Source organism: Nocardiopsis sp. iso_237, assembly GCF_056173345.1.
Map to the genome: position 1 here is coordinate 3,622,196 of NZ_CM149669.1, position 25,412 is coordinate 3,647,607.

25 protein-coding genes are annotated in these 25,412 nt (G+C 72.6%); 9 read left to right on the forward strand and 16 right to left on the reverse strand.

Annotated features, from left to right (window positions below):
* Nucleotides 1-19: 19 nt before the first annotated feature.
* A complete protein-coding gene (locus AC0VYM_RS16720; RefSeq protein WP_475453153.1) occupies nt 20-898 on the forward strand; it encodes an alpha/beta fold hydrolase in 879 nt (292 codons plus the stop codon).
* Nucleotides 899-970: 72 nt separating this feature from the next.
* Here AC0VYM_RS16720 and AC0VYM_RS16725 read toward each other — a convergent pair whose 3' ends face one another.
* The 3 genes from AC0VYM_RS16725 to AC0VYM_RS16735 all read right to left on the reverse strand — a co-directional run bounded on the left by AC0VYM_RS16725 (nt 971) and on the right by AC0VYM_RS16735 (nt 3,973).
* Nucleotides 971-1,789 (reverse strand): ABC transporter ATP-binding protein, encoded by an 819-nt coding sequence (locus AC0VYM_RS16725; RefSeq protein WP_475453155.1) that lies wholly within the window; start codon nt 1,787-1,789, stop codon nt 971-973.
* A 61-nt stretch (nt 1,790-1,850) separates the two neighbouring features.
* Nucleotides 1,851-2,942 (reverse strand): FecCD family ABC transporter permease, encoded by a 1,092-nt coding sequence (locus AC0VYM_RS16730; RefSeq protein ID WP_475453157.1) that lies wholly within the window; start codon nt 2,940-2,942, stop codon nt 1,851-1,853.
* Nucleotides 2,939-3,973, reverse strand: coding sequence for a FecCD family ABC transporter permease (locus AC0VYM_RS16735; protein WP_475453159.1), 1,035 nt, complete (start codon nt 3,971-3,973; stop codon nt 2,939-2,941). Before AC0VYM_RS16735 ends, AC0VYM_RS16730 begins: the two co-directional genes overlap by 4 nt.
* Nucleotides 3,974-4,133: 160 nt before the next feature.
* Here AC0VYM_RS16735 and AC0VYM_RS16740 point away from each other — a divergent pair, with 160 nt between their 5' ends.
* Nucleotides 4,134-5,138, forward strand: a complete 1,005-nt coding sequence (locus AC0VYM_RS16740; RefSeq protein WP_475453161.1) for an ABC transporter substrate-binding protein — start codon at nt 4,134-4,136, stop codon at nt 5,136-5,138.
* A gap of 21 nt (nt 5,139-5,159) precedes the next feature.
* Here AC0VYM_RS16740 and AC0VYM_RS16745 read toward each other — a convergent pair whose 3' ends face one another.
* From AC0VYM_RS16745 to AC0VYM_RS16760, 4 genes are all read right to left on the reverse strand, one after another.
* Nucleotides 5,160-6,221 (reverse strand): DUF6924 domain-containing protein, encoded by a 1,062-nt coding sequence (locus tag AC0VYM_RS16745; RefSeq protein WP_475453163.1) that lies wholly within the window; start codon nt 6,219-6,221, stop codon nt 5,160-5,162.
* A 207-nt stretch (nt 6,222-6,428) separates the two neighbouring features.
* Nucleotides 6,429-7,196 carry a sulfite exporter TauE/SafE family protein gene (locus AC0VYM_RS16750; protein ID WP_475453165.1) on the reverse strand — a complete coding sequence of 256 codons (768 nt, stop codon included), beginning with the start codon at nt 7,194-7,196 and terminating at the stop codon, nt 6,429-6,431.
* 236 nt (nt 7,197-7,432) lie between these two features.
* The gene (locus tag AC0VYM_RS16755) at nt 7,433-8,071 is read right to left on the reverse strand and encodes an alpha/beta hydrolase (protein ID WP_475453167.1); all 639 of its coding nucleotides are present in this window, start codon (nt 8,069-8,071) and stop codon (nt 7,433-7,435) included.
* Complete coding sequence (locus AC0VYM_RS16760; RefSeq protein WP_475453169.1) at nt 8,068-9,018, reverse strand: ring-cleaving dioxygenase; 951 nt, start codon at nt 9,016-9,018, stop codon at nt 8,068-8,070. Before AC0VYM_RS16760 ends, AC0VYM_RS16755 begins: the two co-directional genes overlap by 4 nt.
* A gap of 296 nt (nt 9,019-9,314) precedes the next feature.
* Here AC0VYM_RS16760 and AC0VYM_RS16765 point away from each other — a divergent pair, with 296 nt between their 5' ends.
* Nucleotides 9,315-9,518, forward strand: a complete 204-nt coding sequence (locus AC0VYM_RS16765; RefSeq protein ID WP_475453171.1) for a hypothetical protein — start codon at nt 9,315-9,317, stop codon at nt 9,516-9,518.
* Nucleotides 9,519-9,647: 129 nt separating this feature from the next.
* Here AC0VYM_RS16765 and AC0VYM_RS16770 read toward each other — a convergent pair whose 3' ends face one another.
* Nucleotides 9,648-10,145: a hypothetical protein gene (locus tag AC0VYM_RS16770; protein ID WP_475453173.1), complete on the reverse strand. Its 498-nt coding sequence runs from the start codon at nt 10,143-10,145 to the stop codon at nt 9,648-9,650.
* A 202-nt stretch (nt 10,146-10,347) separates the two neighbouring features.
* Here AC0VYM_RS16770 and AC0VYM_RS16775 point away from each other — a divergent pair, with 202 nt between their 5' ends.
* Complete coding sequence (locus AC0VYM_RS16775) at nt 10,348-11,124, forward strand: thioesterase family protein (protein ID WP_475453175.1); 777 nt, start codon at nt 10,348-10,350, stop codon at nt 11,122-11,124.
* 11 nt (nt 11,125-11,135) lie between these two features.
* Here AC0VYM_RS16775 and AC0VYM_RS16780 read toward each other — a convergent pair whose 3' ends face one another.
* Nucleotides 11,136-12,368, reverse strand: coding sequence for an MFS transporter (locus tag AC0VYM_RS16780; RefSeq protein WP_475453177.1), 1,233 nt, complete (start codon nt 12,366-12,368; stop codon nt 11,136-11,138).
* Nucleotides 12,369-12,437: 69 nt separating this feature from the next.
* On the opposite strand from AC0VYM_RS16780, the gene AC0VYM_RS16785 reads away from it, so the two are divergent.
* A complete protein-coding gene (locus AC0VYM_RS16785; RefSeq protein WP_475453179.1) occupies nt 12,438-13,370 on the forward strand; it encodes a LysR family transcriptional regulator in 933 nt (310 codons plus the stop codon).
* A gap of 17 nt (nt 13,371-13,387) precedes the next feature.
* Here the strand turns inward: AC0VYM_RS16785 and AC0VYM_RS16790 are convergent, their stop codons facing one another.
* Nucleotides 13,388-14,530 carry a hypothetical protein gene (locus AC0VYM_RS16790; protein ID WP_475453181.1) on the reverse strand — a complete coding sequence of 381 codons (1,143 nt, stop codon included), beginning with the start codon at nt 14,528-14,530 and terminating at the stop codon, nt 13,388-13,390.
* A 138-nt stretch (nt 14,531-14,668) separates the two neighbouring features.
* Here AC0VYM_RS16790 and AC0VYM_RS16795 point away from each other — a divergent pair, with 138 nt between their 5' ends.
* Nucleotides 14,669-15,799, forward strand: coding sequence for a WD40 repeat domain-containing protein (locus AC0VYM_RS16795; RefSeq protein WP_475453183.1), 1,131 nt, complete (start codon nt 14,669-14,671; stop codon nt 15,797-15,799).
* A gap of 71 nt (nt 15,800-15,870) precedes the next feature.
* Entirely contained in the window at nt 15,871-16,656 is a 786-nt protein-coding gene (locus AC0VYM_RS16800) for an SDR family oxidoreductase (protein WP_475453185.1), read from the forward strand.
* Here the strand turns inward: AC0VYM_RS16800 and AC0VYM_RS16805 are convergent.
* The 5 genes from AC0VYM_RS16805 to AC0VYM_RS16825 are packed head-to-tail and all read right to left on the reverse strand — an operon-like array spanning nt 16,653 to nt 21,603.
* Entirely contained in the window at nt 16,653-18,113 is a 1,461-nt protein-coding gene (locus tag AC0VYM_RS16805; protein ID WP_475453187.1) for an aldehyde dehydrogenase family protein, read from the reverse strand. The genes AC0VYM_RS16800 and AC0VYM_RS16805 overlap by 4 nt on opposite strands.
* Nucleotides 18,114-18,137: 24 nt before the next feature.
* Nucleotides 18,138-18,923 carry an ABC transporter ATP-binding protein gene (locus tag AC0VYM_RS16810; protein ID WP_475463068.1) on the reverse strand — a complete coding sequence of 262 codons (786 nt, stop codon included), beginning with the start codon at nt 18,921-18,923 and terminating at the stop codon, nt 18,138-18,140.
* Between the two features lie 42 nt (nt 18,924-18,965).
* Nucleotides 18,966-19,844, reverse strand: a complete 879-nt coding sequence (locus AC0VYM_RS16815; RefSeq protein WP_475453189.1) for an ABC transporter permease — start codon at nt 19,842-19,844, stop codon at nt 18,966-18,968.
* Complete coding sequence (locus tag AC0VYM_RS16820; RefSeq protein WP_475453191.1) at nt 19,841-20,659, reverse strand: ABC transporter permease; 819 nt, start codon at nt 20,657-20,659, stop codon at nt 19,841-19,843. The genes AC0VYM_RS16815 and AC0VYM_RS16820 overlap by 4 nt, the downstream gene beginning before the upstream one ends.
* Nucleotides 20,656-21,603, reverse strand: a complete 948-nt coding sequence (locus AC0VYM_RS16825; protein WP_475453193.1) for an ABC transporter substrate-binding protein — start codon at nt 21,601-21,603, stop codon at nt 20,656-20,658. Before AC0VYM_RS16825 ends, AC0VYM_RS16820 begins: the two co-directional genes overlap by 4 nt.
* Before the next feature lie 442 nt (nt 21,604-22,045).
* Here AC0VYM_RS16825 and AC0VYM_RS16830 point away from each other — a divergent pair, with 442 nt between their 5' ends.
* Nucleotides 22,046-22,987, forward strand: a complete 942-nt coding sequence (locus AC0VYM_RS16830; RefSeq protein WP_475453195.1) for a sucrase ferredoxin — start codon at nt 22,046-22,048, stop codon at nt 22,985-22,987.
* Between the two features lie 79 nt (nt 22,988-23,066).
* Here the strand turns inward: AC0VYM_RS16830 and AC0VYM_RS16835 are convergent, their stop codons facing one another.
* Nucleotides 23,067-24,116 carry a hypothetical protein gene (locus AC0VYM_RS16835; protein ID WP_475453197.1) on the reverse strand — a complete coding sequence of 350 codons (1,050 nt, stop codon included), beginning with the start codon at nt 24,114-24,116 and terminating at the stop codon, nt 23,067-23,069.
* 210 nt (nt 24,117-24,326) lie between these two features.
* On the opposite strand from AC0VYM_RS16835, the gene AC0VYM_RS16840 reads away from it, so the two are divergent.
* Nucleotides 24,327-25,412 carry a LacI family DNA-binding transcriptional regulator gene (locus AC0VYM_RS16840; RefSeq protein WP_475453199.1) on the forward strand — a complete coding sequence of 362 codons (1,086 nt, stop codon included), beginning with the start codon at nt 24,327-24,329 and terminating at the stop codon, nt 25,410-25,412.

A 25,412-nucleotide genomic window follows, 5' to 3' on the forward strand; every position in this document is an offset into this window, starting at 1 on the left:
ACGAGTGAGAGGTTGACCCATGGCTCCGGTCATCGAGGGATTCGAGTACGAGCGGGTGCGGGTGGCCCCCGAGGTGTCGTTGAACGCGGCGGTCGGGGGGTCGGGGCCGCCCCTGGTGCTGCTGCACGGGTTCCCGCAGACCCACCTGATGTGGCGGCACGTGGCCGCCGACCTGGCGGCGGACCACACGGTGATCTGCCCCGACCTGCGCGGCTACGGCGACAGCGACAAGCCCGAGGCGACCGGGCCCGAGGTGTACTCCAAGCGGACCATGGGCGCGGACGTGGTCGAGCTGGCCCGGGTCCTGGGGCACGAGCGGTTCGCGCTGGCCGGGCACGACCGCGGGGCGCTGGTGGCCGTACGCACGGGCCTGGACCACCCCGGGACGGTCTCGCACCTGGCCAGCCTGGACGTGCTGCCGACCCTGGACATGTGGGAGGCGCTGCACGGGGTGCGCGGCGCGGTCGGCTTCCACCTGTACCTGATGGCCCAGCCGCCGGGGCTGCCCGAGCGGATGATCGCCGCCAGCGCGGAGGAGTTCTTCGGGTACTTCCTGGACGCGTGGGCCACCGAGCCGGGGGCCGTCCCCGAGGAGGTGCGCCGCGCCTACCTGGACGCCAGCGCCGGGGCGGTGGACTCGATCGTGGCCGACTACCGCGCCTCGGCCGGGATCGACGTCGAGCACGACGAGGCCGACCGGGCCGCCGGGCGGCGCCTGGAGATGCCGGTGACGGTGCTCCAGCAGGACTGGGGCGCGGCCCTGGGGTACGACGCCGCCGCGCTGTGGGGGGCGTGGGCCGACGACCTGCGGCACACGACGGTGGACAGCGGGCACTTCATGGCCGAACAGGACCCGGCCGGGGTGGTGGCTGAGCTGCGGAGCCTGCTGAAGCGCTGAACGGACGCGGTCCCGGGGCGGGTGAGGGGTCCCGGCCCCTCACCCGGCGGCGGAGGGTCCCCGGGCTGCCGCTCAGTGGTGGTCGCGGGCCTTCCCCCGGCGGTCGACCGGGACGATCATCGGCGTGTGGGTCTCGGGGTCGGGGATGATCCGCACCGGCAGCCCGAACACCTTCTCCACCAGGTCGGCGGTGACCACCGTCGCGGGATCCCCCTCGGCCACGATCTCACCGTCCTTCATCACGATCAGGTGCGTGGCGTAGCGGCAGGCGTGGTTGAGGTCGTGCAGGACCGCGACCAGCGTGTGCCCCTGCTCGGCGTGCAGGTCGGCGCACAGGTCGAGCATGTCCATCTGGTGGGCGATGTCCAGGTACGTGGTGGGCTCGTCCAGCAGCAGCAACGGCGTCTGCTGGGCCAGGACCATGGCCAGCCACACCCGCTGGCGCTGACCGCCGGAGAGTTCGTCCACGGACCGGTCGGCCAGCGCGCCGACCCCGGTGGCGGCCATCGCCTCGGTGACCACGGCCTCGTCCTGCGCCGACCACTGACGCAGGAAGCTCTGGTGCGGGAAGCGGCCCCGGGCCACGAGGTCGGCCACACCGATACCGTCCGGGGCGATGGACGACTGCGGCAGCAGGCCCAGACGGCGCGCGACCTCCTTGGCCGGGTAGGAGCTGATCGCCTGCCCGTCCAGGAGCACGTTGCCCTGCGCGGGCCTGAGCGTGCGCGACAGGGCCCGCAGCAGCGTGGACTTGCCGCACGCGTTGGGTCCGACGATGACCGTGAAGGAGTTGTCGGGGATGCGCACGGCCAGGTCGCGGGAGATGACGCGCTGGTCGTAGGACAGGGTGAGGTCCTGGCCCGAGAGGCGGTTGCTGGCGTCGTCGGTCATCGTTCTCTTTCGGGTGGGGCTGGGCGGTGGCTGCTCGGAACAGGATGCGGTGCGCGGCCGGTCAGGCCCGGCCGCCGCGCCATTCGGTGTAGAGCAGCCAGATGAGGTAGCTGCCGCCGATGACGGCGGTGACGACACCCACGGGCAACTGGGTGGGGGCCATCAGGCGCATGGCGACGAGGTCGGCCAGGACCAGCAGCGCGGCGCCCATCAGGGCGGCCCCGACCAGGGTGGTGCCGCCGGTACGGGTCAGGCGCCGGGCCAGCTGGGGCGCGGCCAGGGCCACGAACCCGATGGGTCCGGCGACGGCGATGGCCGCGCCGGTCAGGGCGCTGGCGGCGGCCAGGGCGATGATCTGGGTGGACTGCGCGTTCACGCCCAGTCCCCGGGCGGTGTCCTCGCCCAGTTCCAGGAAGCGTAGGCGCTGTCCGACGGCGAAGATGATCGGGGCGAGCACGACCAGGCCGATCCACACCGCCGCCGTCTCGCTCCACCCCCGGCCGTTGAGGCTGCCGATCATCCAGATCTGCGCGCCCAGGGCGTCGGTGAGGTCGGCGCGGGTCATGAGGTAGTCGCGCACCGAGGCGAGCATGGCGCTGATGCCGATGCCAACCAGGACCAGCCGGTACCCCTGGACCCCGTTCTTCATGGCCAGCAGGTAGACCACCCCGGCGGTGATCAGCCCGCCCGCGATCGCCCCCAGGGAGACCACCAGCCGACCGGCGCCCAGGATGAGGATGGCGGCCACGGCACCGGTGGCGGCTCCGGAGGTGAACCCGATGATGTCGGGGCTGCCCAGCGCGTTGCGGGACAGGCTCTGGAAGACGGCTCCGGCGATACCCAGGGCGGCGCCCACACCGATCGCGGTCAGGGCCCGGGGCAGGCGCACACCCTGCACGAAGAACACGTCCAGGCGCTCGCCGTACCCCAGGAGGGCGCCGGGCACCGCCGAGAGCGGGATCTCGTAGTCACCGACCGCGACCGACACCACCAGGGTCGCCAGGGTGACGGCGATCAGCGCCAGGCTGATCACGAGGGTGCGCGGGCGCACCAGGAGGGAGATCCGGCCGCCGCGCGAGCGCCAGGCGCGGGTCCCGCGCGGGGTGAGGCGCGCGGACGCGGTCTGCGGTCGGGATGTCAGGGTGTCACTCACAGCTGGGCCATCTTTCTGCTGCGGACCAGGGCGATGAACAGGGGCGCCCCGACGAGTGCGGTGATGATGCCGACCTCGAGTTCGGAGCTGGGCAGGATGACGCGTCCCACGGTGTCGGCGGCGGTGAGCAGGATGGCGCCCAGGACCGCCGCGTAGGGCAGGAGCCAGCGCTGGTCGGGGCCGGTGATCACACGGGCGGCGTGGGGGATGATCAGGCCCACGAACCAGATGGGTCCGGCGGCGGCGGTGGCGGCGCCGCACAGCAGGATGACGCCCACGGCGGTGCCGGCCCGGATCAGGGGGATCTTGGCGCCCAGGGTGGCGGCCAGGTCGTCTCCCAGGGCCATGGCGTTCAGCGAGGGGCCCAGGGCCAGGGTGACCAGGATGCCGACGACCAGGAAGGGGGCGACCTGGAGGAAGAGGTCGAGGTCGCGTCCGGTCAGCGATCCGACCTGCCAGAACCGGATGCGGTCGAACACGAAGTCGTTGAGGACGATGACGCCGTAGATGATGCCCTGGAGGACGGCGGCCAGCGCCGTCCCGGCCAGGGCCAGGCGCACGGGGGTGGCGCTGGCGCGACCGCGTGACCCCAGGGCGTAGACGGCGATCGCCGCCAGGGCCGCGCCGAGGAAGGCGGGCCAGACCAGGGCGGAGCCGCTGGCGCCGAACACGAAGACGGCCACGACCACGGCCGCGGCGGCACCGGAGTTGATGCCGAGGATGCCGGGTTCGGCCAGGGGGTTGCGGGTCAGGGCCTGCATCAGGGCCCCGGCGAGGCCGAGGGCGGCGCCGACGAAGATCCCGATGATCGTCCGGGGAACCCGCAGGGTGCGGATCACGTCGTGGTCGTAGGAGCCGTCGTAGGAGGTCAGGGCGGCCCACACGTCGGCGGCGGGGATGGGTTTGGCCCCGACGGTGACGCTGAGGAGCGCGCACAGGGCGAGGACGCCCAGGGCGGCCAGGAGGCCGATGGGGCGAATGACGCGTCTGGTGAGGGTGGGGCGCGTTGGTGCGGTCGCGCGCAGGGCCACGGGTTCCCCGTTCGTCTTACTGGGTGCTGGTGGGTGGTGATGAGGCTCGCCCGTGGTGGAACCGGCGGAGCGTCGCGGAGGTCCTGGTCGGAATCGGCCAAAACCCACCCGGACAGGTTAGCCTTACCTACCTCACGTTCGCACGGAAGGGTCCCCTCAGATGCCCGAACTCACACGCCCGCTACGTCCCTTGAGCGTGTTCGCCCTCGTCGGGACCCTGGCCCTGACCGCCTGCGGCACCGACGGCGGTAGCCCCGGCGGGGGCGGGGACACCCGGACGGTCGAGGGAGCCAACGGCACCGTGGAGATCCCCGACTCCCCCGAGCGCATCGCCGTGCTCTGGCGCCCCACCCTCGCGGCCCTCACCCTGCTGGGCCACGACGCGGTCGGCACCATGGGCACCCCCGGAGAGGCCGACCAGGGACTCGCTCCCTTCCTACCCGATGACGTGGACGGCGCCGAACTGACCCTGGTCACGAGTTCACCGGTCGAGGACGACGTCAACATCGAGGAGCTGGCCACGGCGGCGCCCGACCTCATCATCGGGGTGAGCACGCCCAACGGCACCCAGGCCGGGATGCTGGACAACCTGGAGGCGATCGCGCCCACGGTACTGCTGGAGTGGGAGGGCACCGGTTCCTGGCGCGGCCACCTGGAGCAGGTCGCCCGGATCCTGGACGCCGAGGCGGAGTCCGAGGAGGCGGTGGCCGCCTACGACACCGCGATCGAACGGGCCCGCGCCGACCTGGCCGGGGCCGGTGTGGACCCGGCCGGTACCGAGCTGTCCCTGGTGCGGTTGCAGAGCGACACGGAGATCCGCCTGGAGACACCGGAGTCGTTCCCGGGGCAGATCGTGGCGGACCTGGGCTTCGCCCGCCCCGACACCCAGCTGGAGGGCGAGGGCGACACCGACTTCGTCCCGCACAGCTACGAGAACCTCGACCAGGCCGACGGGGACGCGGTGTTCGTCATGGCCGGTTCCGGGTACCCGGACGCCCCCAGAACCTTCTCCGACGGCCTGTGGGCCAACCTGGACGCGGTCGAGGAAGAACGGCTGTACCGGGTGGACCACGACTTCTGGGGCTCGGCCAACTACCACGGCGCCCACCGGATCATCGAGGACGTCACCACGGCCCTGACCGGTGGGACGGACCCGGCGGTGTAGTCCGGGAACGAGGTGGTTCGATCACCAACCCCGCCAGGACCGCCTCTCCCTCTCCGTCATGACCGCCGGCCCGTCCGGCGAGCCCTGGTTCATCCAGTCCGAGAGGTCGTTGTTGCCGACGAAGAGGTTCGCGACCATGCTCCGCACCTCCTCCGGAGGCAGGCGGAAGGACCACCCGACGTTGTCCCCCAGGGGGACGACCAGGACGGTGCGCTCGGAACCGCCCATGGAGGCCCGGTCGGCGATCACCACCACCTCCTCGCCCGGCTCCTCGTCGTCCTCGTTCTGGCGGACGGTCGCCATCACCTGTTCCGGTGTGGCCCCCGCGAAGGCCGGGTCGTCCACGATCTGCACGTAGGGGACGTGGTCCTCGGGGGTCTCGACCCGGGGGTCGGGGCGGTCCGCGTTCGCCGCGAGCGCGGCCCAGGCGCGGTCGTCGCTGAAGTCGGTGCGCACGAGCAGCCCCGAGTTGTTCTGGGTGATCACGGGCAGGGGTGCGGCGGGCGGCCGGTAGTGGGGTGGACGGGCCGACGTCTCCAGGACATCACCCATCAGGTGGGGTGAGCCGTCCGACCAGTCCTCGTAGGACTCGCCGGGTTCGAGGTCGACCTCGGCGGCGCCGCGGTCCCTGTGGTGATCCAGGGTGTCCTCGATGCTGGGGCGGTGCGTGACCAGGTAGGTCATGGCCGCCTGGCGGGGCGTGACGCGGAAACGGTGGAGGTCGTCGTCACTGGGGAGAAAGGCCGTGAGCGGGCGCAGGCCGGGATCGCGGGTGGTGCCGCCGTCGGCGATCAGGACCAGGTCGGGAAGCCAGGCGCCCTCACCGCTCAGGGTCTGGAACACCTCCGCGGGGACGACACCCCGCCTGGCGGGGTCCTGGGCCACGAGCAGGCGCCGGGGGATGGGCCCCTGGGCCGGGGGCAGGGGCTGCCCGGGGACATGGGCGACCATGCCGGGCAGTTCGCCCATACGGACGAGCACGTCGTTCCAGGCCTGGTCGTCGCAGTCGCCACGGATCAGCAGCGCGCCGGGCACACGCCCGGTCTCGTCGTGGGGCGGCGGGGGCGGGGCGGGGAAGTTCACGGGGGGCCTCTTCACGGTCACGGCGTGCGGTCCGTTCCGTTGTACAGGGCGTCACCGACACACCGGCGCCGCCCCGGCTACGCGGGGAGGCGAGGAGGACCCGCTCCCGCTCCGCCGGGTCGGGGACCCCCACATGGCGGCGGCCGCCCGGAACAGTCTCCGAGCGGCCGTGGCCGAACGGGCCCCGGGGCGTGTCCGGGCGGGAACTCAGGCGAAGACGTCCCAGGCCATGCGGGCGAGCAGGGCGAGCACCACGACGAGCAGCACCGCGCGGACGAACCCCGACCCCCGTTGCAGGGCCATGCGGGCGCCGACCTGGGCGCCCAGGATCGTGCAGACCGCCAATCCCAGGCCGAGCAGCCAGTCCACGTGGCCACCGAGCCCGAAGACCACCAGGGCGCCGATGTTCGTGCACACGTTGACGATCTTGGCCGAGGCCGAGGCCTGGAGGAAGTCCAGGCCGAGCACGGCGGTGAAGGCGACGATCAGGAACACGCCCGTGCCGGGGCCGATGATGCCGTCGTAGAAGCTCACACCGAGCCCCGCCAGGGCCAGGACGGCCAGGATCCGGTTGCGGGTGCGCAGGGCCGGGTCGGGTGAGGTGCCCATGGCGGGTCGGAAGACCACCATCAGGGCCACCCCGGCCAGGACGACCATGATGATCGGCTTGAGCACGTCGGCGGTGAGCGCGGTGGCCAGTGCGGCGCCCAGCCCGGAACCCAGCAGGGCGAGCCCGGCGGTGGGGACCACGACCCGGCGGTCGATCCGCACCTTGCGGGCGTAGGCGATGGCGGCGGAGGTCGTGCCGAAGACGGCGCCGAGCTTGTTGGTGCCCAACAGCGTGGCCAGGGGCGTGTTGGGGGCGGCGACCATGAGGGCGGGGAGCAGCAGCAGGCCCCCTCCTCCGACGACGGCGTCGATCCAGCCCGCGGCGACGGCGGCGAGCAACAGCAGTCCGAGGATTTCGGGGTCCATCACCGGATCTGCGCAGTGTGGGAGTGGCTCATCAGCGGTCTTCCATGACGGGGAACGGGGCGCGAGCCAATCTAGCCACCGATGTGTACCGTTTTGGTACGGACCCGGCGCGTTGGTCCCCTTACATGGAAACGCCGCAGCAGCCTGCGTGGATTCACCCCGGGCGAAGAGAAGCGGTGACGCCCGGGTTCAGGGAGCGCCACCGCTGCGATACGGGGACCCGAGGGCCCCCGGGCTCAGAACCCCGCGCGGGCGAACCAGTCCCCGGCTTCGGCCAGCACCTCCGGGGTCAGCTGGTGTCCCCCGGGGTGCTCGCGGACCAGGACCTCGGCGCCCCGCTCCCCCAGCTGGGAGGCGAGCAGCCGGGACTGGTCGACGGTGGTGATGGGGTCGGCCACGCCGTTGCCCAGGAACACGCGCGTTCCCGACAGGTCCACCGGCCCGGGTTCACGACCCTGGAGCGGGGCACCGCCCGCGAACAGCGCCGCGCCCACGAACAACCCGGGGTTGAGCAGCAACAGGCCCGCACCGGTGTTGGCCCCGTTCGAGAAGCCGCTCACCACGATCCGCTCGGGGTCGAGGTCGTAGGCGGCGGTGGCGGCCTCGACGAACCCCGCCAGCTCGGCGGTGCGCTCGATGAGGTCGTCGACGTCGAAGACGCCCTCCCGCAGCCGCCGGAACCAGCGGTTCATGCCGTTCTCGTCGACCTTGCCACGCGGGGAGAGCAGCGCGGCTCCGGGCGCCAGGGCGCGGCCCAGGGGCAGCAGGTCGTGTTCGTCGGCACCGGTCCCGTGCAGGAGCAACAGGGTCGGCCCGTCCGGAGCGGTGGCCGGCTCGAAGACGTGGACGAAGTCGTCGACCGAGGTCGGGGTCACTGGTCGACCTCCACGCGCGGCAGGCGGGCGGCGATCTGCTCGTGGCTGGGCTCCAGCCACGGCGGCAGCTTCAGCGAGCGGCCCAGTTCCAGGAGCGGTTCGTCGTAGTCGAACCCGGGACCGTCGGTGGCGATCTCCAGCAGCACGCCGCCGGGCTCACGGAAGTAGATCGAGGTGAAGTACGTGCGGTCGCGGATCTCGGTGACCCCCACGCCGTCGTCCTCCAGGCGCTGGCGCCAGGACTCCTGCACGGGGGTGTCCGGGGCACGGTAGGCCACATGGTGGACGGTTCCGGCGGCGACCATGCCGCGCTCGGCCTTCGGGTCGGCCAGGACGTCCACGATCGTGCCGACGCCCTCGCCGGTGTCGTTGGTCCGGAACCGCATCCGGTTGCCGTCCTCGCCATCCAGGTGGAAGCCGAGCTGGTCACCGAGCATCAGGGCCGTGGCGTCGGCGTCGTGTTCGGTCAGGGTGACGGCGCGGATGCCCCGGATGGCGTGGTCGACGGGGACCGCTCCCCCGTCCCAGGGGTCGGTGTCGTGGTGGTCGGCGCTGGCCGCCAGTTCGATGAGGAGGCCGTCGGGGTCGCGCAGGGTGAGGACGTCCTCCTCGCCGCGTTCGGCGGGGCGGGAGGTGGGGACGTTCAACGCGGCCAGGTGGTCGGCCCACCAGCCCAGGGAGCCCTCGGGCACGGAGAAGGTCGTGGTGGTGGCCTGGCCCGCGCCGATCCTGCCCTTGGGCGCGTCGGGCCAGGGGAAGAAGGTCATGATGGTGCCCGGGTTGCCCGCGCGGTCACCGTAGTAGAAGTGGTAGGTCTCGGGGGCGTCGAAGTTGACCGTCCTCTTGACCATGCGCATGCCCAGCGCGTTCAGGTAGAAGTCGGCGTTGGCCTGGGGGTCGCTCGCGATCGCGGTCACGTGGTGAATCCCCGAGGGGCGCACGTCCATGTCCTTCACCCTTTCTCGTCCGGCTGGCCACAACAAGTTGAATCTTAAACTACTTGCACTCGGCTGTCTCTCCTACCCTTTCCCTCCAAGGGGCGGGTCGTCGCCATCACGGGGCAAAGGAACGTGCGGACACGCCCGCCGCGGAACCGCTCCGACCAGCGCGGACGGGTTCCGGACTCCGGTCCCGTCCCGCGACCGCCGGTGGGGCACATCTCCCCAACCCTCGAATGCGGCGCATTCCGTGACGTTCCGGAGCTGCCCTTCCGGTCCGTGTGCTCCACGGTTACGGTGTCCTCATGAGCACGAGCGACCCCACCCGTATCCTCCCCTCAGGGATCTGCCGCCGCGGACATCACGAGTGGCGCCACGACCCGCCGGGAGGCAGACGTCTGGTGTGCGCCCGTTGCAAGTCCATGAGCATGAACAACTTCGGCGCCCCGTGCCGGAACGACTGCACGGACTGCGAGCGCGTCGCCGTCCAGGCGGTGGGAACTCAGTAGTTCCGGGACCGGATGGCTCCGCAGTTCGAGCACTGCTCGGTCCCGTCGTTCGGCCCCGGAGTCCAGTCGTGATCGCACGTCGGCATTGATCCTCCTCGTTTCCAGGAGGATCTACCCCACCGGAGGGCGTCAGTACGCGGTGGTCTCGCGCACCACGGCGCCGGACAGCAGTTTGTCGCACACGGCCCGCCAGCCGACGTGCCCCTCGACCAGCACGTGCTCCTCCGGCGGCCGGAAGCCGTCGAGCATCCGGTCCAGGTCCGCGTCGGTGAAGCCCGGGAACTCCCGCACCCGGAGGACGGGCATCGCGTACCCCACCTCGCGGCCGTCCCCGGCCAGGTACTCCTCCACGAGGGCGCCCTCCCCCGGACTCGTCCGCTCCGCGATCCGCGCGATCTCCCGAGGGGACCCCTCGATCGCGGTTCCCAGGTCGATCACCGCGCACAGCCGGGCCTCGGGCCCGGTGACGTACACGAACCACTGGGCGGGCGCACCGGTGGGGAACCGGCGCCGGAACTCATGGGTCCTTCTGCCGCTCCACATCCGCTCGTACCCCTGGGTGTCGAGGCTCATCACCACCGGCACCGGGGAGAGTTCGGGAAGACCGAACAACGACTCGTGAACCATCGGGCTACCTCACGATCGCAGGGACGAGTGGGGCCACAGTAACCACTCACGCCCCAGCTCGCAGGCGCTTGCCCAAGTTCTCACCTTGGCAGAGGCCACGGTCCGACACCTCGGATGGCCCGGAACCCACCTCCGTGGAGGGGCGCGTCCGGGCGGTGGTGGATGATGCTGGTGGCACGAACCCGTCGTACAGGAGAGCACCTTGGGCCAGAACGCGTACTTCGTTCGGGTGGACACGGACCGGTACCTGCCCACCGAACACGTCAGTGGCGCCTGGAACACCACAGAACAGCACTTCAGCCCCCTGGGCGGGCTGATCACGCACGTGATCGAGGCGCACTCGGCGGGGAGGGGGCTGCTGCTCTCGCGGATCTCCTTCGACATCCTGGGCAGGCTCCCGATGGTCGAGTGCCGCGTGGAGGTGGAGACCCTGCGTCCGGGGCGCACCATCGAACTGGTGGAGGCCCGCCTCCACGCCGGGGACCGCACGCTGGTGCGGGCCCGGGCCTGGCTCCTCGCCCCGGGGGACACCCGGGAGGTCGCGGGCGGGGCCGCCGCGCCGCTGCCGGACCCGGAGGGCCTCGAACGGCGGCACATGAGCTCGCTCTGGCCGGGCGGCTACATCGCCTCGTTGGACGTCCGGCCGGTCGGGGAGCCCGAGCGCGGCCGTGGGACGGCCTGGCTCACGACCGAGGTGGAGCTCGTCGAGGGTGAGGACGCCGGTCCCGTGGCCTCCTACGTGGCCCTGGTGGACACCGCGAACGGCGTCGCCGTGCGGCAGGCGCCCACGGAGTGGATGTTCCCGAACGTGGACCTCACCGTGCACCTGCACCGCCAGCCGCGGGGCCCCTGGGTGGGCCTGGACACCCGGGTGGTGTTCGGGCCCACCGGTCTGGGGCTGACCAGCACGGTGCTGCACGACCGGCTCGGTGAGGTCGGGACCGCTGAGCAGTGCCTCACGGTGCGCCCCCTGGGCTGACGCGGTGCCGCTCAGGCGTGGTCGGGGGCGGGGAGGCGGCGCAGGCGCAGGGCGATCAGGCCCGCCAGTGCGGTGAGGGTGAGCGCGAGGGCCACGGTGCCGTTCCAGCCGACCGCGTCGTAGACGACGCCGCCGAGCCAGCCGAAGAGGCTGGCGCCCAGGTAGTAGGCGAGCGTGTAGACGGCAGCCGCCTGCGCGCGGCCCCGTTGCGCGTGGGAGCCCACCCAGGCCGAGGCGGTGGCGTGGGCGCAGAAGAAGGCGAAGGTCAGCACGAGCAGGGCCAGCAGGAGCAGGAGCACCGAGGTGGTGAACAGCCCGCCCAGGCCGACGAGCAGGAGCAGTGTGGCGGTGGTGAGGACCCCGTACCGGCCCCAGCGCTGGGTGGCCGAGCCCGCCAGGCCCGAGCCGAGCATCCCCGCCGTGTAGGACAGGAAGAGCAGGGACGCGACCGCCTGCGACAGGCCGAAGGGCTGGTCGGTGAGGCGGAACCCGAGGACGTTGTACACGGCCATGAACGCGCCCATGAGCAGGAGGGCCTGGGCGTACATGGGGATGAGTCCCCGTGTGGTCATGGCCGCCTTGAGGCGTGCCCCCATCCGGTCACCGGTCGCGCTGGGCCGGGTGCGCACTCCGGACTGCTGGCGGGGCAGCACCAGGACGAACACCAGGAGGGCGAGCAGGCCCAGGAGGGTGTTGGCGGCGACCCCCCACTGCCATCCGCCGAGGTCGGCGGCGAACCCGGCGAGGAGGCGGCCGCCCATACCGCCGAGCGGGTTCCCGGCGATGTACAGGCCGGTGGCCTTGGGTGCGTCGCGGGGGTGGATCTCCTCCGCCAGGTAGGCCACGGCCGCGGCCGAGACTCCACCGAGGGCGGCGCCCTGGAGGGTGCGCAGGAGCAGGAGCGTCCAGAGGTCGGTGGAGAAGGGCACGGCGGCGCCCAGGAGGGTGGCCAGCAGCAGGGAGAGCGCGATGACGCGGGCGCGGCCGACGCGGTCGGCGGCACCGCTCCAGATCAGGGTGAACCCGGCCAGGCCGCCCGTGGACAGGGAGACGGCGAGGGCGGCCTGCCCTGCGGAGGTGTCGAAGCCGTCCGCGATGGCGGGCAGGATCGGTTGGACGGACCACAGCTGGGCGAAGGTGGCCACGGCGGCCGCCACCAGGGCGATGACCGTGCGCCGGTAGGCGGCCGTGCCCGCGCGGGGGCGCGGGTCGAGGTTCGTGGGGGAACTGCTGGTCACGGTCATGCCTCAACGCTAGGAAGACCGCTTTCATACGTCCAATGCATGGTTTCACGTTGTTGCATACTGATGCGTATGAATGATCCGGATGTGGAGGCGTTGACCCGGACCCTGGTACCCCGGTTGCGGATGATCTCGGCGGTCGCCCGGACCGAGCACATCACCCACGCGGCCGAGGCGTTGGACATGCCCCAACCCACGCTGAGCAGGGCCTTGTCCCGTTTGCAGGAGGAGCTGGGGATGGCGCTGGTGGAGCGCACGGGTCGGGGCGTCCGGTTGACGCGGGCCGGCCGGTTGCTCCTGCCGCACGTGGAGCGCGCCCTGGACGATCTTCGGCAGGGAGTGGCCGAACTCACGGGCGCGGAGGAGGGCCGGGTGGCGCTGACCTTCCTGCCCACGCTGGGGGTGGAGGTGGTGCCGGTGCTGTTGCGGGGGTTCCGCGCCGAGCATCCGGGGGTGCGGTTCACCCTGACCCAGGAGGCGTGGGCGGAGTCGTTGCGCCGGGTGGCCTCGGGCGGCGCGGACCTGGCGCTGACCTCTCCGCTGCCGTCGGGGCCGGGGCTGGTCTCGGCGGTGCTGCACACGCAGTACCTGCGGTTGGTGGTGCCCGAGCACCATGCGCTGGCGGGCGGGGGCGCCGTGTCCCTGGCCGCGGTCCGCGACGAGTTCATCCTGCTCAAGCCGGGGCGCGGGGTCCGGCACCTGACGGACCGGCTCAGCGACCAGGCGGGGTTCACGCCACGGGTGGCGTTCGAGGCCGACGACATCGCGACGGCCAGGGGCCTGGTGGCGGCGGGTCTGGGGGTGTCGGTCCTGCCCGCCCGGCCGAAGGGGGCACTGGTGGGGACGGTGGAGTTGGAGATCCGGGACGGGCGGGCGGAGCGTCCGGTGGGGGTGGTCTGGCCCGAGGCGGGGTCGGGCGGTGGCTACGAACCCCCGGCGGTGGCGTTGTTCCGCGACTACGTGCGCCGGGTGGGGCCGAGGGTCATCCCCGACCTCACGGGGTGAGGGTGCCCCGGTTCGGGTCAGTCCGCCGCCTCGACCCCCAGGCCGGTCGCGCAGCCGAACTCCTCCGGTGTCTCGTGGCACGGCACGAAGGTCCGGCCCCCCGCGTCGGGGAAGGCGTAGCCCGCCAGCCAGTACTGCACCGGTCGGCTCGGCGGGACGTCGACGAGGAAAGGGCGATCGCCGTCGCGGAGGATGACCTCGCCACCGTTCTGCCGGGCGTCGAGGTAGCGCGCCTCGATCTCCCACTCGCAGGACTTTCCCGTCACCTGTGCCTCCACCCGGAGTCCGCCCGGTTCCAGTCCGCCCCCGAGGTCGATCCTCCTGCGGTTGAAGAAGGGCTCGCCTTGGTCCGGCCCCTCGTCGGTGATGTACAGCATCGGGTCGTGGTGGTTCAGGTCCACGACCACGCCCGGGTAGGACTCGGCCCCGGCCGGTGGTTGGTGGACGACGGTGACGGCGGTGGGGTCCGAGCAGGACACGTTCACGGGGCTCATGTCCACGATGCTGAGCTGGGAGGTGCGCGCGGACATGAGGTTCATCGTGAACACCGCCGTGCCGTACCCTCCCGTTCCGCCCGTCCAGCCCTCCCGGTCGGGAGCGGACCCGGACCCCGTGGGGATGGGGATCATCCGCCCGCCGAGGGGACGGAGGAAGTCCCAGACCTCCGAGGCGGGGGTGGCCTGGAGCGTGCGGCCCTCCTCGGCTGTCAGCGGGCGGTCCAGGACGACGCTGAACGACTCGAACGACGTGGTGTCGTAGGTGACGGCGCTGGTGAAGGGCGCGTCGTCCCGGTCGAGGGCCCGCTCCGCCTCCCTCTGCTCGCGGAGCCGCGCCTCCGTGGACCACAGGTCGTAGACGTAGGTGCCCGCGAACCCGGCCAGGCCCGCGAGGAGGGTCAGCGCGACGTAGACCGCCCAGGCCCGCGCGCGCACGTGCCACGGGGCTCCCCCGCCCTCGGGGAAGTAGCGCTCCCGGAGGATGCCGGAGACCGAGGGCCCTTCGGTCCGCGGCCGTGCTCGGGCCCGCCGCCTCAGGCGCGTCCGCAGGGCCCGGGTCCGCCGGAGGGCCGCGGGTAACAGTCGTCTCGGCGACAGCCGGGAGGGAGGGCCGGGCGCGGTCCGGTCGCCGTCCGGGTGCTCCCTCTCCTCACGCTGACTCATGGGCGGGGTCCTCCTCACGTCGTCGTGTACGGGGCACGGGTGAGGCAAAGGTAGTTCCGGAGCCGGAGACGCGGCGGCCGTTGGCCGGTATCGGCCTCCGGCCGCGGTGGACGGGGGGGCAACCCGCACAATGGCGGCATGCGTGTACGCGGCCTCCCGCTGGTGGTCCTCTGCGTCGTCTGCGCCGTCGCGATGGTCGTCGGCGTCGGTCTGGCGCGCTGGTCCTCGGACCGCTCCCCCTCCCCCGAAGCGACCTCTGACGCTCCGAGCGCGCCCGTCCCCCGTGACCTCGACTTCACCCTCACCGAGGTGCTGCTCCCCGACGGTTCCACGACCATGGTCGGCGCGGGTGTCGGCGACGCACGCGTCGTCCTGGCCCCCACCGAGGGTGTGGCACCGGGAGCCGTGACCGAGCACGGGTTCGCGGCCTTCGCCGACGCCCGATCCCACGTCTACTCCGTGGACCTGGCCGACGAACCGGCCACTCACGAGCTGCTGGCCACGGTTCCGGGGTCCGCGCACAGCGTGACGGTCTCGGCGGACGGTGGAACGGCGGCCGTCGTGAGCTACGGGGAGCGCGTGACGGAGAACACCCTGTGGGTGGTGGACCTCGCGGACGGCTCCACCGCCGAGTTCGCCACCGAGGCCAGGGAGGGCGCCCTGTCACCCGACGGCCGACACTTCGTCTCCGGCGACTTCGACCTCACCGTGCTGGACGTGGAGACCGGGGAGACCTTGCTCCTGCGCAGGCCGCCCCCGGGAGACGGAGGCCAGTCGGGTTTCCAGGACTGGGTCATCACCCGCGGCGGGCTGGTCCGCGCGGTCTCCACCGGCCTCGTCGAGACCTGGGACCTGGAGACCGGGAACCGCGCCGAGCCGATCACGTGCGCCTGCTACCGGGCGGTGTTCGACCCGGAGGGCGCCCTCGTCAACGTCGCCACCGAGGACGGGCGCGCCGTCCTGATCGACCTCGCGACGGGCCGGACACTCGTGGACAGACAGACCAACCCCGACGGCGTCCTGGAGTCCTTCACCGTCCTCGGAGACAGGGAAAGGGCCGTGACCGCCCTCGACGGGTTGGAGGTCTGGGACGTGGAGAGCGGTCGCACCCTCTGGGAGCACACCGTCCCGGGGTACGTGGTGTGGACGGTCCGAGCCGTCCCGGGCAGCCGGTCCTTCCTCTTCGGGCTCATGGAGGACCCCGAGCGAACCCCGGAGGACGCCACGTCCTTCGACGTGCGGCTGTGGCTCGCCACTCCCGTCTCCTGACGACGGCGCCCACCGGCCCGGGGACGAAAACCCTTTGTGGGGCCCGTGCCCGGGGAGCAGGATGGGGCACCATGAACGCTCACCAGGGCCCCTCCGAGGCCCCCGCCCGCCCCGTCGCCCTCGTCACCGGTGTGGGCCGCACCGTCGGCATCGGCGCGGGGATCGCCCGGCGGTTGGCCGCCTCCGGCTGGGACGTGGCCCGCACCCAGTGGACCCCCTACGACGACCGCATGCCCTGGGGCGTTGAGGACGGCGCCACGGACACGGTGGGCGCCGAACTGGCCGGGCTCGGCGCGGCCACGGTCGCGGTCGAGGCCGACCTGTCCGACCCCGGGGCGCCCACGCGCGTCTTCGACGAGGTCGAGGGGCGCCTCGGGCCCGTGCGCGCCCTGGTGATGTGCCACTGCGAGTCGGTGGACTCGGGCCTGCTGGACACCACCGTGGAGAGCTTCGACCGGCACTTCGCGGTGAACACCCGCGCCTCCTGGCTGCTGGTACGCGAGTACGGTCGACGCTTCCACGGTGAGCACGGCAGCGGCCGGATCATCGCCCTGACCAGCGACCACGTGGTGCACAACCTCCCCTACGGGGCGAGCAAGGGCGCGCTGGACCGGATCGTGCTGGCCTCGGCACGCGAACTCGCGCACCTGGGAGTGACCGCGAACGTGATCAACCCGGGCCCCGTGGACACCGGGTGGATGCCCGACGAGGTGCGCGGGGTCTGCACCGCGCAGACCCCGCTGGGGCGCCTGGGCACCCCGCGCGACACCGCGCACCTGGTCGACTTCCTGTGTTCACCGCAGGGCGGCTGGATCAACGGCCAGCTCCTGAACAGCGACGGCGGGATCTCCGCCTAGAACGGGTGGCGGGCGGGATCGGCCCGCATGGTGATCCACTGGGTCTCGGTGAAGGCCTCCAGGTTGGCGCGGGTGCCCCCGAAGCGTGAGCCCGTGCCGGAGAACCCGACCCCGCCGAAGGGTGCCACGGCCTCGTCGTCGACGGTCTGGTCGTTGATGTGCACGATCCCGCTGGGGATACGGTCGGCGATCTCCATACCGCGCATCGGGTTGGTGGTGACCACCCCCAGGGACAGGCCGTACTCGGTGGAGTTGGCCAGCTCCACCAGTTCGTCCACCGTGGAGAAGCGCACCACCGGGGCGACCGGACCGAACACCTCCTCCGCGTAGGCGGGGGTGTCCGGGCGCACCCGGTCCAGGACGGTGGGCCGGTAGTACAGGTCCTGGTAGGTGCCGCCCGCGCGCAGCCGGGCCCCGGCCTCGACGCTGCTGGTGACCAGGTGGTGGATCTTGTCCCGCTGGGCGGCGTCGATGATCGGTCCGAGTGCCGCGCCGTCCTCCTCGGTGCTGCCCACGACCAGGGCGTCGGCCTTGGCGGCGAGGCGTTCCACGTAGGCGTCCGCGATCGACTCGTGCACCAGGTGGCGTCCGGTGGTCATGCAGATCTGGCCCTGGTGCAGGAAGGACCCCCAGGCGCCGATGGACGCGGCCTGCTCCACGGCGGCGTCGTCCAGGACGACCAGGGGGGAGTTTCCGCCCAGCTCCAGGTGGGCGCGTTTGAGGTGGCGGGCCGCCGCCTCGCCCACCTTCCGTCCGGCCGGGGTGGAGCCGGTGAAGGAGATGACGCGCACGTGGGGGTCCGCGACCAGTGCCTCCCCGGCCTCGGCCCCGCCGGGCAGGACCTGGAACACGCCCTCGGGGACACCCGCGCGACGGAGGACCTCCGCCAGGACCGCGCCGCCGCACACGGCGGTGCGCGGGTCGGGCTTGAGGATGACGGCGTTGCCCAGGGCCAGCGCGGGAGCGACCGAGCGGATGCCCAGGATGAGCGGGACGTTGAAGGGCGCGATGACGCCGACCACCCCCGCCGGGACCTGACGGGAGAAGCTGAGTCGGGGTTGGGCGGTGCGCAGGATCTCGCCGTGCGGCTGGGAGGCCAGGGCGGCGGCCTCGAAGCACTCACCGGAGGCGACGTGCACCTGGAACCCGGCCATTCCGGCGGCGGCCCCGCCCTCCCGGCGCAGCCAGCCGATGATCTCCTCCTCGTGCTCCTCCAGGAGGTCCCCGGCACGGCGCAGCACCGCGGCGCGACGCTCGTGGGAGGTGGCGGCCCAGGCGGTCTGGGCCCTGGCGGCGCGGGTGGCGGCGTCGCGGACGTCCTCGGCGGCGGCGATGCCGACGCGGCCCAGGACGGTGCCGGAGGAGGGTGAGACGACCTCGGCGTCCCCGCCCCTGGCCGGGGTCCACGCCCCGGTGAAGACGGCGGACGCGTGGTCCTCGGCGGCGAGCAGGCTCACGGTGGACTCCTTACGGGTGGCGGATCAGGCGGCGGTCCGGTCGGTGCCGCGTTTCGCGCGCTGGATCCGCGCGTAGACGCGGGCGCGCAGTTCGGTGAAGCGTTCGTCCTGGCGGGTGGTGAGCTGGTCGCGTTCGGTTGGCAGGTCCACGGTGATGTCGTCCTGGACCACGGTGGGTGAGTTAGACAGCACCAGCACGCGTTCTCCGAGGTAGACGGCCTCGTCGATGTCGTGGGTGACGAACAGGACGGTCACGCCGAGGCGCCGCCAGAGGTCGCGGACCAGGTCCTCCAGGTCGGCACGGGTCTGGGCGTCCACGGCCGCGAAGGGCTCGTCCATGAGCAGCACCTGGGGTTCGTAGGCGATGGCCCGGGCGATGGCCACGCGCTGCTGCATGCCGCCGGAGAGCTGCCAGGGGTAGGCGTCGGCGAACGCGGTCAGGCCGACCGCCTCCAGTGACTCCGCGACGAGTGCGGCCCGCCGGCCCCTGGGCAGCTTCTTCTCCTTGAGGGGGAGTTCGACGTTGGCGCGCACGCTCATCCACGCGAACAGGCTGCGGCCGTACTCCTGGAAGACGACGGCCATGCCGGGCGGCGGGGCCAGCACGGGCTGGTCGGCCAGTTCCACGGTGCCGCTGGTGGGGGCCATGAGTCCGGCGATGCACTTGAGCAGCGTGGTCTTGCCGCAGCCGGAGGGGCCCACGAGGCAGACCAGTTCGCCCTCGGTGAGTTCGAAGGTCAGGTCGCGGACGGCCTCCACCGCCGAGGAGCCCCCGTCGTAGGTCTTCTGTAGGCCGGTGACCTTGAGCATGGCGGGTCGTTCCCCCTGGTGGTCGCTGTGGTGCATGGTGGCTCACTCCCCCCGGCTGGCGGCGCGCAGGCCGCGGTACCAGCCCAGGACGCGCCCCTCGACGAGTTCGAACAGGGACGAGAGCAGGAAGCCGATCACGCCGAGCAGGACCATCCCGGCCCACATCTCGGGGATGGCGAAGGTGCGCTGGAACTGCACGATGGCGAACCCCAGGCCGCTGGAGCTGGCGAACATCTCGCTGATCACCATGAGGATGATGGCCAGGGCCAGCGCCAGCCGCAGACCGGCCATGATCTGCGGACTGGCCGAGCGCAGGACCAGGACGCGCAGCCGGGTGGGACCGGAGAGGCCGTAGCAGCGGGCGGTGTCGGACAGGACCGGGTCCACCGCGCGCACGCCCTCGACGGTGTTGAGCAGGACGGGCCACACGCAGCCGAAGACGATCACCGTGACCTTCATGGAGTCGTCGATCCCGGCCAGCATGATCATGAGTGGGACGAGTACGGGCGGCGGGATGGCGCGCAGGAACTCCAGGACCGGTTCGACCGTGGCGCGTACGCGCGCGTCCAGGCCGAGGAGGACCCCCAGTCCCACGCCGAGCACCGCGGCGAGCGCGAACCCGACGAGGAGACGGCCCAGGCTGGGCAGGACGTCCACGAAGAAGCGTTCGGAGAACCACAGTTCGACGAAGGCCGAGGCGATGGCGGGCGGGGTGGGCGTGTAGAAGCTCGCCCCGGGTTGGGCGGTGACCGCCCAGTACACGCCCACGATGACGGTGGGCAGCGCCAGCACGTGCAGCAGGCGCAGTCCCGGACCGGGGGCTCCGTGGCGGCGGCGCGCACGGCGGGTGGGGGCCGGGGAGGGCCGGTCGGGCCGGTGTCCCGCGCCGTTGGTGCCGGGTGCGGTGGTGGGCTGGCTCATGCTGCGGCCTCCCCGCGGACGGACGTGTGCCAGCGCAGGACGCGGCGTTCCAGGGCGCGCACGCCGGTGTTGATGGCCACGCCGAGGAGGCCGGTCGCGACGATCCAGGCGTAGACGAGGGCGACGGCGCCGCCCTGTTGGGCGTTGGTGATCTGGTCTCCGATGCCCGGGGAGCCGATGACCAGCTGCGCGGTGATGGACAGGATGAGGCCGACGGCGGCGGCCAGCCGCAGCCCGGTCATCAGGTAGGGCAGGGTGGTGGGCCAGACCACGTGGCGGATGCGGGCCAGCCGCCCCAGGCCGTAGGAGCGCGCGGTCTGTTCGGCCACCGGGTCCACGTCGGCCACCCCGTAGAGCACCTGGACGTAGATCAGCCAGAAGCAGGCGTAGACCACCAGGAGCAGGGTGGAGCGGATGTCGGTGCCGTACATGAGCACGGCCAGCGGGATGAGCGCCACCGAGGGGATCGGGCGCAGGAAGTCCACCGTGGAGGTGGTGAAGGCGCGCAGTCGGGGGGTGGAGCCCAGGGCGAGGCCGAGCAGGACGGCGGCGGCCAGGGCGATGGCCAGGCCGAGCGCCCACCCGTGGAGGGTGTGGCCCACCGCCGCCCAGAAGGGGGCGGTGGTGGCGCGCTGGGCCAGGGTGGCCAGGACCTCCGAGACCGGGGGGAAGTGGCGTTCGGGCACCGCGCCGAGGCGGGGCGCGAGCTCCCACAGGGCCAGGAGTCCGGCGATGCCCAGAGCCCCCAGGAGGGGCCGGTGGGGCGCGGCGCGGCGGCCGCCGCCCCGGGGTGGGGCCGTGCGCGTGGTCGTCATCGGATCAGTGGGTCCAGGTCCGGGGCGTCGTCCACCAGGCCGTCGGTGACCATGAGGTCCGCGAGGGTGCGCACGGACTCCTCGTTGATCTCCTCGGGGAAGCGGGGCAGGGCCATCCGCTCGATGAGTTCGGGGTCGATCTCGGTGTACTCGGCCAGGATGCGGCGGACCTCGTTGGGGTTGGCCTCGGCGTAGGCCAGGGACTCGTGGAGCGCGGCGGTGATGTCCTCGAAGAGCTCGGGGTCCTCGGCGATCCGGTTCTCGGAGGTGAAGTAGGCGGCCACGGACAGGTCCGGATGCGTGTCGACGAAGTTGGAGGCGATCTCGCGGTGGCCCGCCTCGCGAATCGTGGAGGCGAAGGGTTCGACCGCCCAGACCGCGTCGATCTGTCCGGTCTCCAGGGCCGCGGGCATGTCCGGGAAGGGCAGTTCGACGAAGTCCACCTCGGCGGGGTCGCCGCCCGCCGCGCGCACGGACTGGCGCACGGTGGTGTCACCGATGTTGTTGAGGTTGTTGGCGGCCACGGTGCGGCCCTCCAGGTCGGCGGCGCCGGTGACGTCGCTGTCGGAGAGCACGAACACGCCGCCGAAGTCGGCACCCTGCTCCCCCGCGCTGGTGACCCCGTTGGAGAGCGCGGTCAGGGGCAGTCCCTGTTCACGGGCGACGATGAGCGAGACGATGTTGCTGAAGGCGAAGTCGAACTCCCCGCTGATCACTCCGGGGACGATGGCGGCCCCGCCGGAGCCGGACTCCAGCTGGAGGTCGATGCCCCGGTCGGAGAAGAAGCCCTGTTCCACTCCGAGGTGGACGGGGGCCACGTCGACGATGGGGATCACCCCGGCGGTGACGGTGGTCGTCCCGTCGGTGTCGTCGGTGGGTGTGCCGCAGGCCGTCGCGGCCAGCAGCGCCGCTCCCGTGGTGAGGGCGACCAGGGTGGGACGCATCGCAACTCCAGTGTGGGGGGGGTGGGGGCGCGGCCGACCAAGGCTGTACGCTTAGCGAACACGTGTTCTGAAAGTGAACTTAAGTGATCCGCGTCACGGGGTCAAGGTGTGCCCGGGCCACATTTGGGACACACGAACGGCACGGGACCGGGCGACCGGGCCTGGTCAGGACCCTTGAGGAGCCCCCGCCCCGGAGCCGGGCGGACCCCGCGAGCCCTCGACCGGGAGCGCGCGGACGCGCGGAAAAGGGGAGGCGCACCCCCAACGGAAGGCCGAATCGACCGACGCACGGACACCGACACCCGCTCCGACCCGCACCGACCCGCACCGACCGGGCGGGATAGGGTAGCCTAACCAAACAGCCACTCGGGTGTGGCGTCCTCCCCTGTCGACGCCCCCGTGTGCGCGCGGCAGTGAGCACCATCCGATTGGACGTGGACCCGTGCGGCTACCCACCGCCCCGGACGGCCGACGAGGCTGTTCGGCCCTGGCCCGCTACACAGACGAGCAGATCGCGGGCACCGCCGGCCGTACCGGCGGATGGCTGCTGATCGAGCACGACGGGCCCTGGCGCCACCCGGCCCTCTCCAGCGAGGGCCTGGACAGGGCGGTCGTCGCCGAGCTGTCGCAGCGCATCGCCGGGCGCGACGTCCGCCCCCAGCTCATCAAACGCCCCGGCGCCCGGGACCGCGCCCGTACCGGCCGCCCCCTGCGCGCCTACCTCGTCCACACCAGCCGCACCCGCCCCTGGGTTCGCAGGGTGGACTTCCACGACCTCGCGGAGCTCCTGGACATCGACGTCACCGCCGCCGAACGCCCCGAACCGCCCTCGTTCGGCCGCCCCGTGGACCACACCCTCTACCTGGTGTGCACCCACGCCAAGAAGGACCCCTGCTGCGCGATGCTGGGCCGCCCGGTCGCCGCGGCCCTGGCCGGTGGGGAGGCCGAGGTGTGGGAAACCACCCACGTGGGCGGTGACCGCTTCGCCGCCAACCTCGTGGCCCTGCCCCAGGGTGTCTACTTCGGTCGGCTGACCCCGGAGGGGGCCCAGGACACGGTCGCGGCCTTCGAGCGCGGTCTCGTCCTGCCCGAGAACTACCGGGGCCGCTGCACCGACTCCTCCCCCGCGCAGGCCGCCGAGGCCGCGCTGCGCACCCGGCTCGGCGTGCCGGTGGGCGTCGACGCGCTCACCCACCTCACCGAGGAGGAGACCGAGACGGGGGCCCGGATCACCCTGGGCCACGACGGCGGCCTGTACGCGGTCGAGGTGGAGACCGAGGAGGGCACGGAGTGCCCCAGCACGTGCTCGGCGCTCTCCCCCACGCGTCCGGTCTTCCACCGTGTGCGCGCCATCAGCGGGGAGCGCAGCGGCGCCCCGGTCTGATCCGGGACACGGGAGCCGGGGACGCGAGCCGGGGACCGGCCCCGTGGCGCGGGGCCGGTCCCCCGTCACGCCGGGGTGCTCACCCCGAGCGCGCGATGGCGATGGTCGCCCCGAGGCGGTGCCCCGCCTCGTAGAACATGTACTCCCGGCCTCCGTCGACCGCGTAGGAGGGCGCGGCCGAGCGCCCCGAGTCCGGTGGACCGGACAGCGGGGTGTGCACCACGCCCATGTGGCGGCGCGTCCCGAAGTCCCGGCCCACCTCCGTCATCCGGATGTCGCCCCGGTCGGTGTGGTAGACGACGTAGGTGCTGCCGCCCCTGATGACCAGGTGCGGGCCGGACAGGTTGGCCAGCCCGACGTCGGCGTGGCCGACCAGCGGTTCGGGGTCGAAGTCGAAGGTGATGCCGTCCGCCGACCACCCCCAGCCGATGGACCGGTTGTCCCCGGGGCCGTTGCGCATGAACACCATGACGTAGCGGGCGCCCCGGTCGGGCAGGGGGTGTTCGAAGACGCGCGCGTAGGAGGCCTCGGTGGTGCCCGGGACCATGCTCGTGGTCAGGACCTCGCCCTCGTAGGTGAAGTTCACGCCGTCGCGCGAACGGGCCAGGCGGGTGGTGTGGTTCTCCCCGTGGAAGTACAGCCACATCTCCCGGTGTTCGGCGTTCCAGAGCGCGTGCGGTGAGGACACGTGGCTGACCCGGTAGTGCGGCTCCCACACGTTGGCGACGACCGGGTTGCCCGGGTGCTCGGTGAAGGGGCCCTCCAGATCGTCGCCGTAGGCCAGGCAGAGGCCGCCGGGGTCCTCGTGCGGGGCGTAGTAGAGCAGGAACCGGCCGGGGGCGTCGGGCAGCCGTCCTCCGGTCCCCCGGATGCAGGGGAAGATCAGCTCCCCGGTCGGGTTGTAGGACAGCGACGAGGTGTCCAGCGCCTCGCGCAGGTAGGTGAAGGCGGGGAGCACGTCGGCCGTTGTGGTGGCGGTCGCGGCGCGGGCGGCGGGCGGGACGGCCCCCGCGGCGAGGAGGGCGGCGGCGCCGGTGCCGAGCAGCGCCGTGCGGCGGTCGACGCCGCCGTCGGCGGGCGACGGGTGCGGTGGGGGCTGGTTCTCCGGGTTCGCGCGGGCGTCGGGCATGGCGGATCCCTTCCGGAGCGGGGTCGGGGGACGCACTCCAGGGCACCGAGTCTCACCGGCCACGATGGGCTGGTCAAGGGTCTAATACGTATTAGCGAAACACTCCGCCCTCCACCGGGAAATCCGCACTCCTCCCCTTGACACCGGGCATGACCCAGCTCACAGTCATGGACTAATGCGCATTAGCCCGCCCCCTCGGAGGAGTGACAGGTGAACCATCCCAGGCCGACCGGACGGCGCAGACCCCGCCAGTCCGACATCGCCCGGCTGGCGGGGGTCTCCCAGGCCACCGTCTCCCTGGTCCTGCGCGGCACCCCCGCCGGGATGGCGCTGGCCAAGCGGACCCGGCAGAGCGTCATGGACGCGGCCGAGGAGCTCGGTTACGTACCCGACCCGGTCGCCACCCGGCTGGCCTCGGCCACCAACGCCATGCTCGGCCTGTACACCTTCAGCGCCACCTTCCCCACGGACGTCGCGCACTCCTACTACCCGATCCTGGTCGGGGTGGAGGAGGAGGCGGCCGCCCAGGGGCAGGACCTGATCCTGTTCACCGGGTCCGCCCGCGCCGCCGGGCGCGCCGACGACCCGGCCGCCGTCCGCCGGGTCCGGGTGGCCGACGGCTGCCTGTTCTTCGGGCGGCACGTTCCGGAGGAGCCCGTCCGGCGGCTGGCCGAGGACGGCTTCCCCTTCGTCTACATCGGCCGCCGGGACGAACCCGGCGTCCCCTACGTCGGCGCGGACTACGTCTCGGCCTCGGCGGAGGTGGTGGCCAGGCTCGCCGCGCTGGGCCATCGCACGCTGCGCTACCTGCGCGAACACGACCAGGCCCCGGCGTCGTCGGACCGCGAGGAGGGGGTCCTGAGAGGCGCCCGGGAGGCCGGTCTGGACACCGCCGACCTGGTGGTGCGTACCGACGGCCGCGACCTGGACGCCCGGCTGCGGGAGTGGCGCGAGGCGGGCGTCACCGGGGTCGTGGTCGAACAGACCGACACCGGGGCGGCTCTGGACGGGTTGGCCGCCGCCGTCGACAGGGCGGCGCTGCGCTGTCCCGAGGACCTGTCCCTGGCTCTGCTGGGAGCCCCCACCGGCACCCGGGGAACCGCCCCGGGCGGCGCGGACTTCGGCGGTTTCGTCGTGCCGATGCGCGCGATGGGCCGCGACGCGGTCCGGCTGCTCCTGCGCCTGATCGAGGGCGACCGCTCCGAACCCACCCGGAGGCTCCTGCCCTGCGAACCGGTCGAGGGCGGCACCCTCGCCCCCGTGCCGTCCCCGACGCACCACCCCCGAAAGGACTGA

Coding starts and splice junctions, on each gene's coding strand:
- AC0VYM_RS16810 (WP_475463068.1), bottom strand. CDS start 18,923: ATGCTCAAGGTCACCGGCCTACAGAAGACCTACGACGGGGGCTCCTCG.
- AC0VYM_RS16740 (WP_475453161.1), top strand. CDS start 4,134: ATGCCCGAACTCACACGCCCGCTACGTCCCTTGAGCGTGTTCGCCCTC.
- AC0VYM_RS16760 (WP_475453169.1), bottom strand. CDS start 9,018: ATGGACGTGCGCCCCTCGGGGATTCACCACGTGACCGCGATCGCGAGC.
- AC0VYM_RS16795 (WP_475453183.1), top strand. CDS start 14,669: ATGCGTGTACGCGGCCTCCCGCTGGTGGTCCTCTGCGTCGTCTGCGCC.
- AC0VYM_RS16765 (WP_475453171.1), top strand. CDS start 9,315: ATGAGCACGAGCGACCCCACCCGTATCCTCCCCTCAGGGATCTGCCGC.
- AC0VYM_RS16725 (WP_475453155.1), bottom strand. CDS start 1,789: ATGACCGACGACGCCAGCAACCGCCTCTCGGGCCAGGACCTCACCCTG.
- AC0VYM_RS16785 (WP_475453179.1), top strand. CDS start 12,438: ATGAATGATCCGGATGTGGAGGCGTTGACCCGGACCCTGGTACCCCGG.
- AC0VYM_RS16835 (WP_475453197.1), bottom strand. CDS start 24,116: ATGCCCGACGCCCGCGCGAACCCGGAGAACCAGCCCCCACCGCACCCG.
- AC0VYM_RS16790 (WP_475453181.1), bottom strand. CDS start 14,530: ATGAGTCAGCGTGAGGAGAGGGAGCACCCGGACGGCGACCGGACCGCG.
- AC0VYM_RS16750 (WP_475453165.1), bottom strand. CDS start 7,196: ATGGACCCCGAAATCCTCGGACTGCTGTTGCTCGCCGCCGTCGCCGCG.
- AC0VYM_RS16815 (WP_475453189.1), bottom strand. CDS start 19,844: ATGAGCCAGCCCACCACCGCACCCGGCACCAACGGCGCGGGACACCGG.
- AC0VYM_RS16820 (WP_475453191.1), bottom strand. CDS start 20,659: ATGACGACCACGCGCACGGCCCCACCCCGGGGCGGCGGCCGCCGCGCC.
- AC0VYM_RS16825 (WP_475453193.1), bottom strand. CDS start 21,603: ATGCGTCCCACCCTGGTCGCCCTCACCACGGGAGCGGCGCTGCTGGCC.
- AC0VYM_RS16770 (WP_475453173.1), bottom strand. CDS start 10,145: ATGGTTCACGAGTCGTTGTTCGGTCTTCCCGAACTCTCCCCGGTGCCG.
- AC0VYM_RS16720 (WP_475453153.1), top strand. CDS start 20: ATGGCTCCGGTCATCGAGGGATTCGAGTACGAGCGGGTGCGGGTGGCC.
- AC0VYM_RS16800 (WP_475453185.1), top strand. CDS start 15,871: ATGAACGCTCACCAGGGCCCCTCCGAGGCCCCCGCCCGCCCCGTCGCC.
- AC0VYM_RS16780 (WP_475453177.1), bottom strand. CDS start 12,368: ATGACCGTGACCAGCAGTTCCCCCACGAACCTCGACCCGCGCCCCCGC.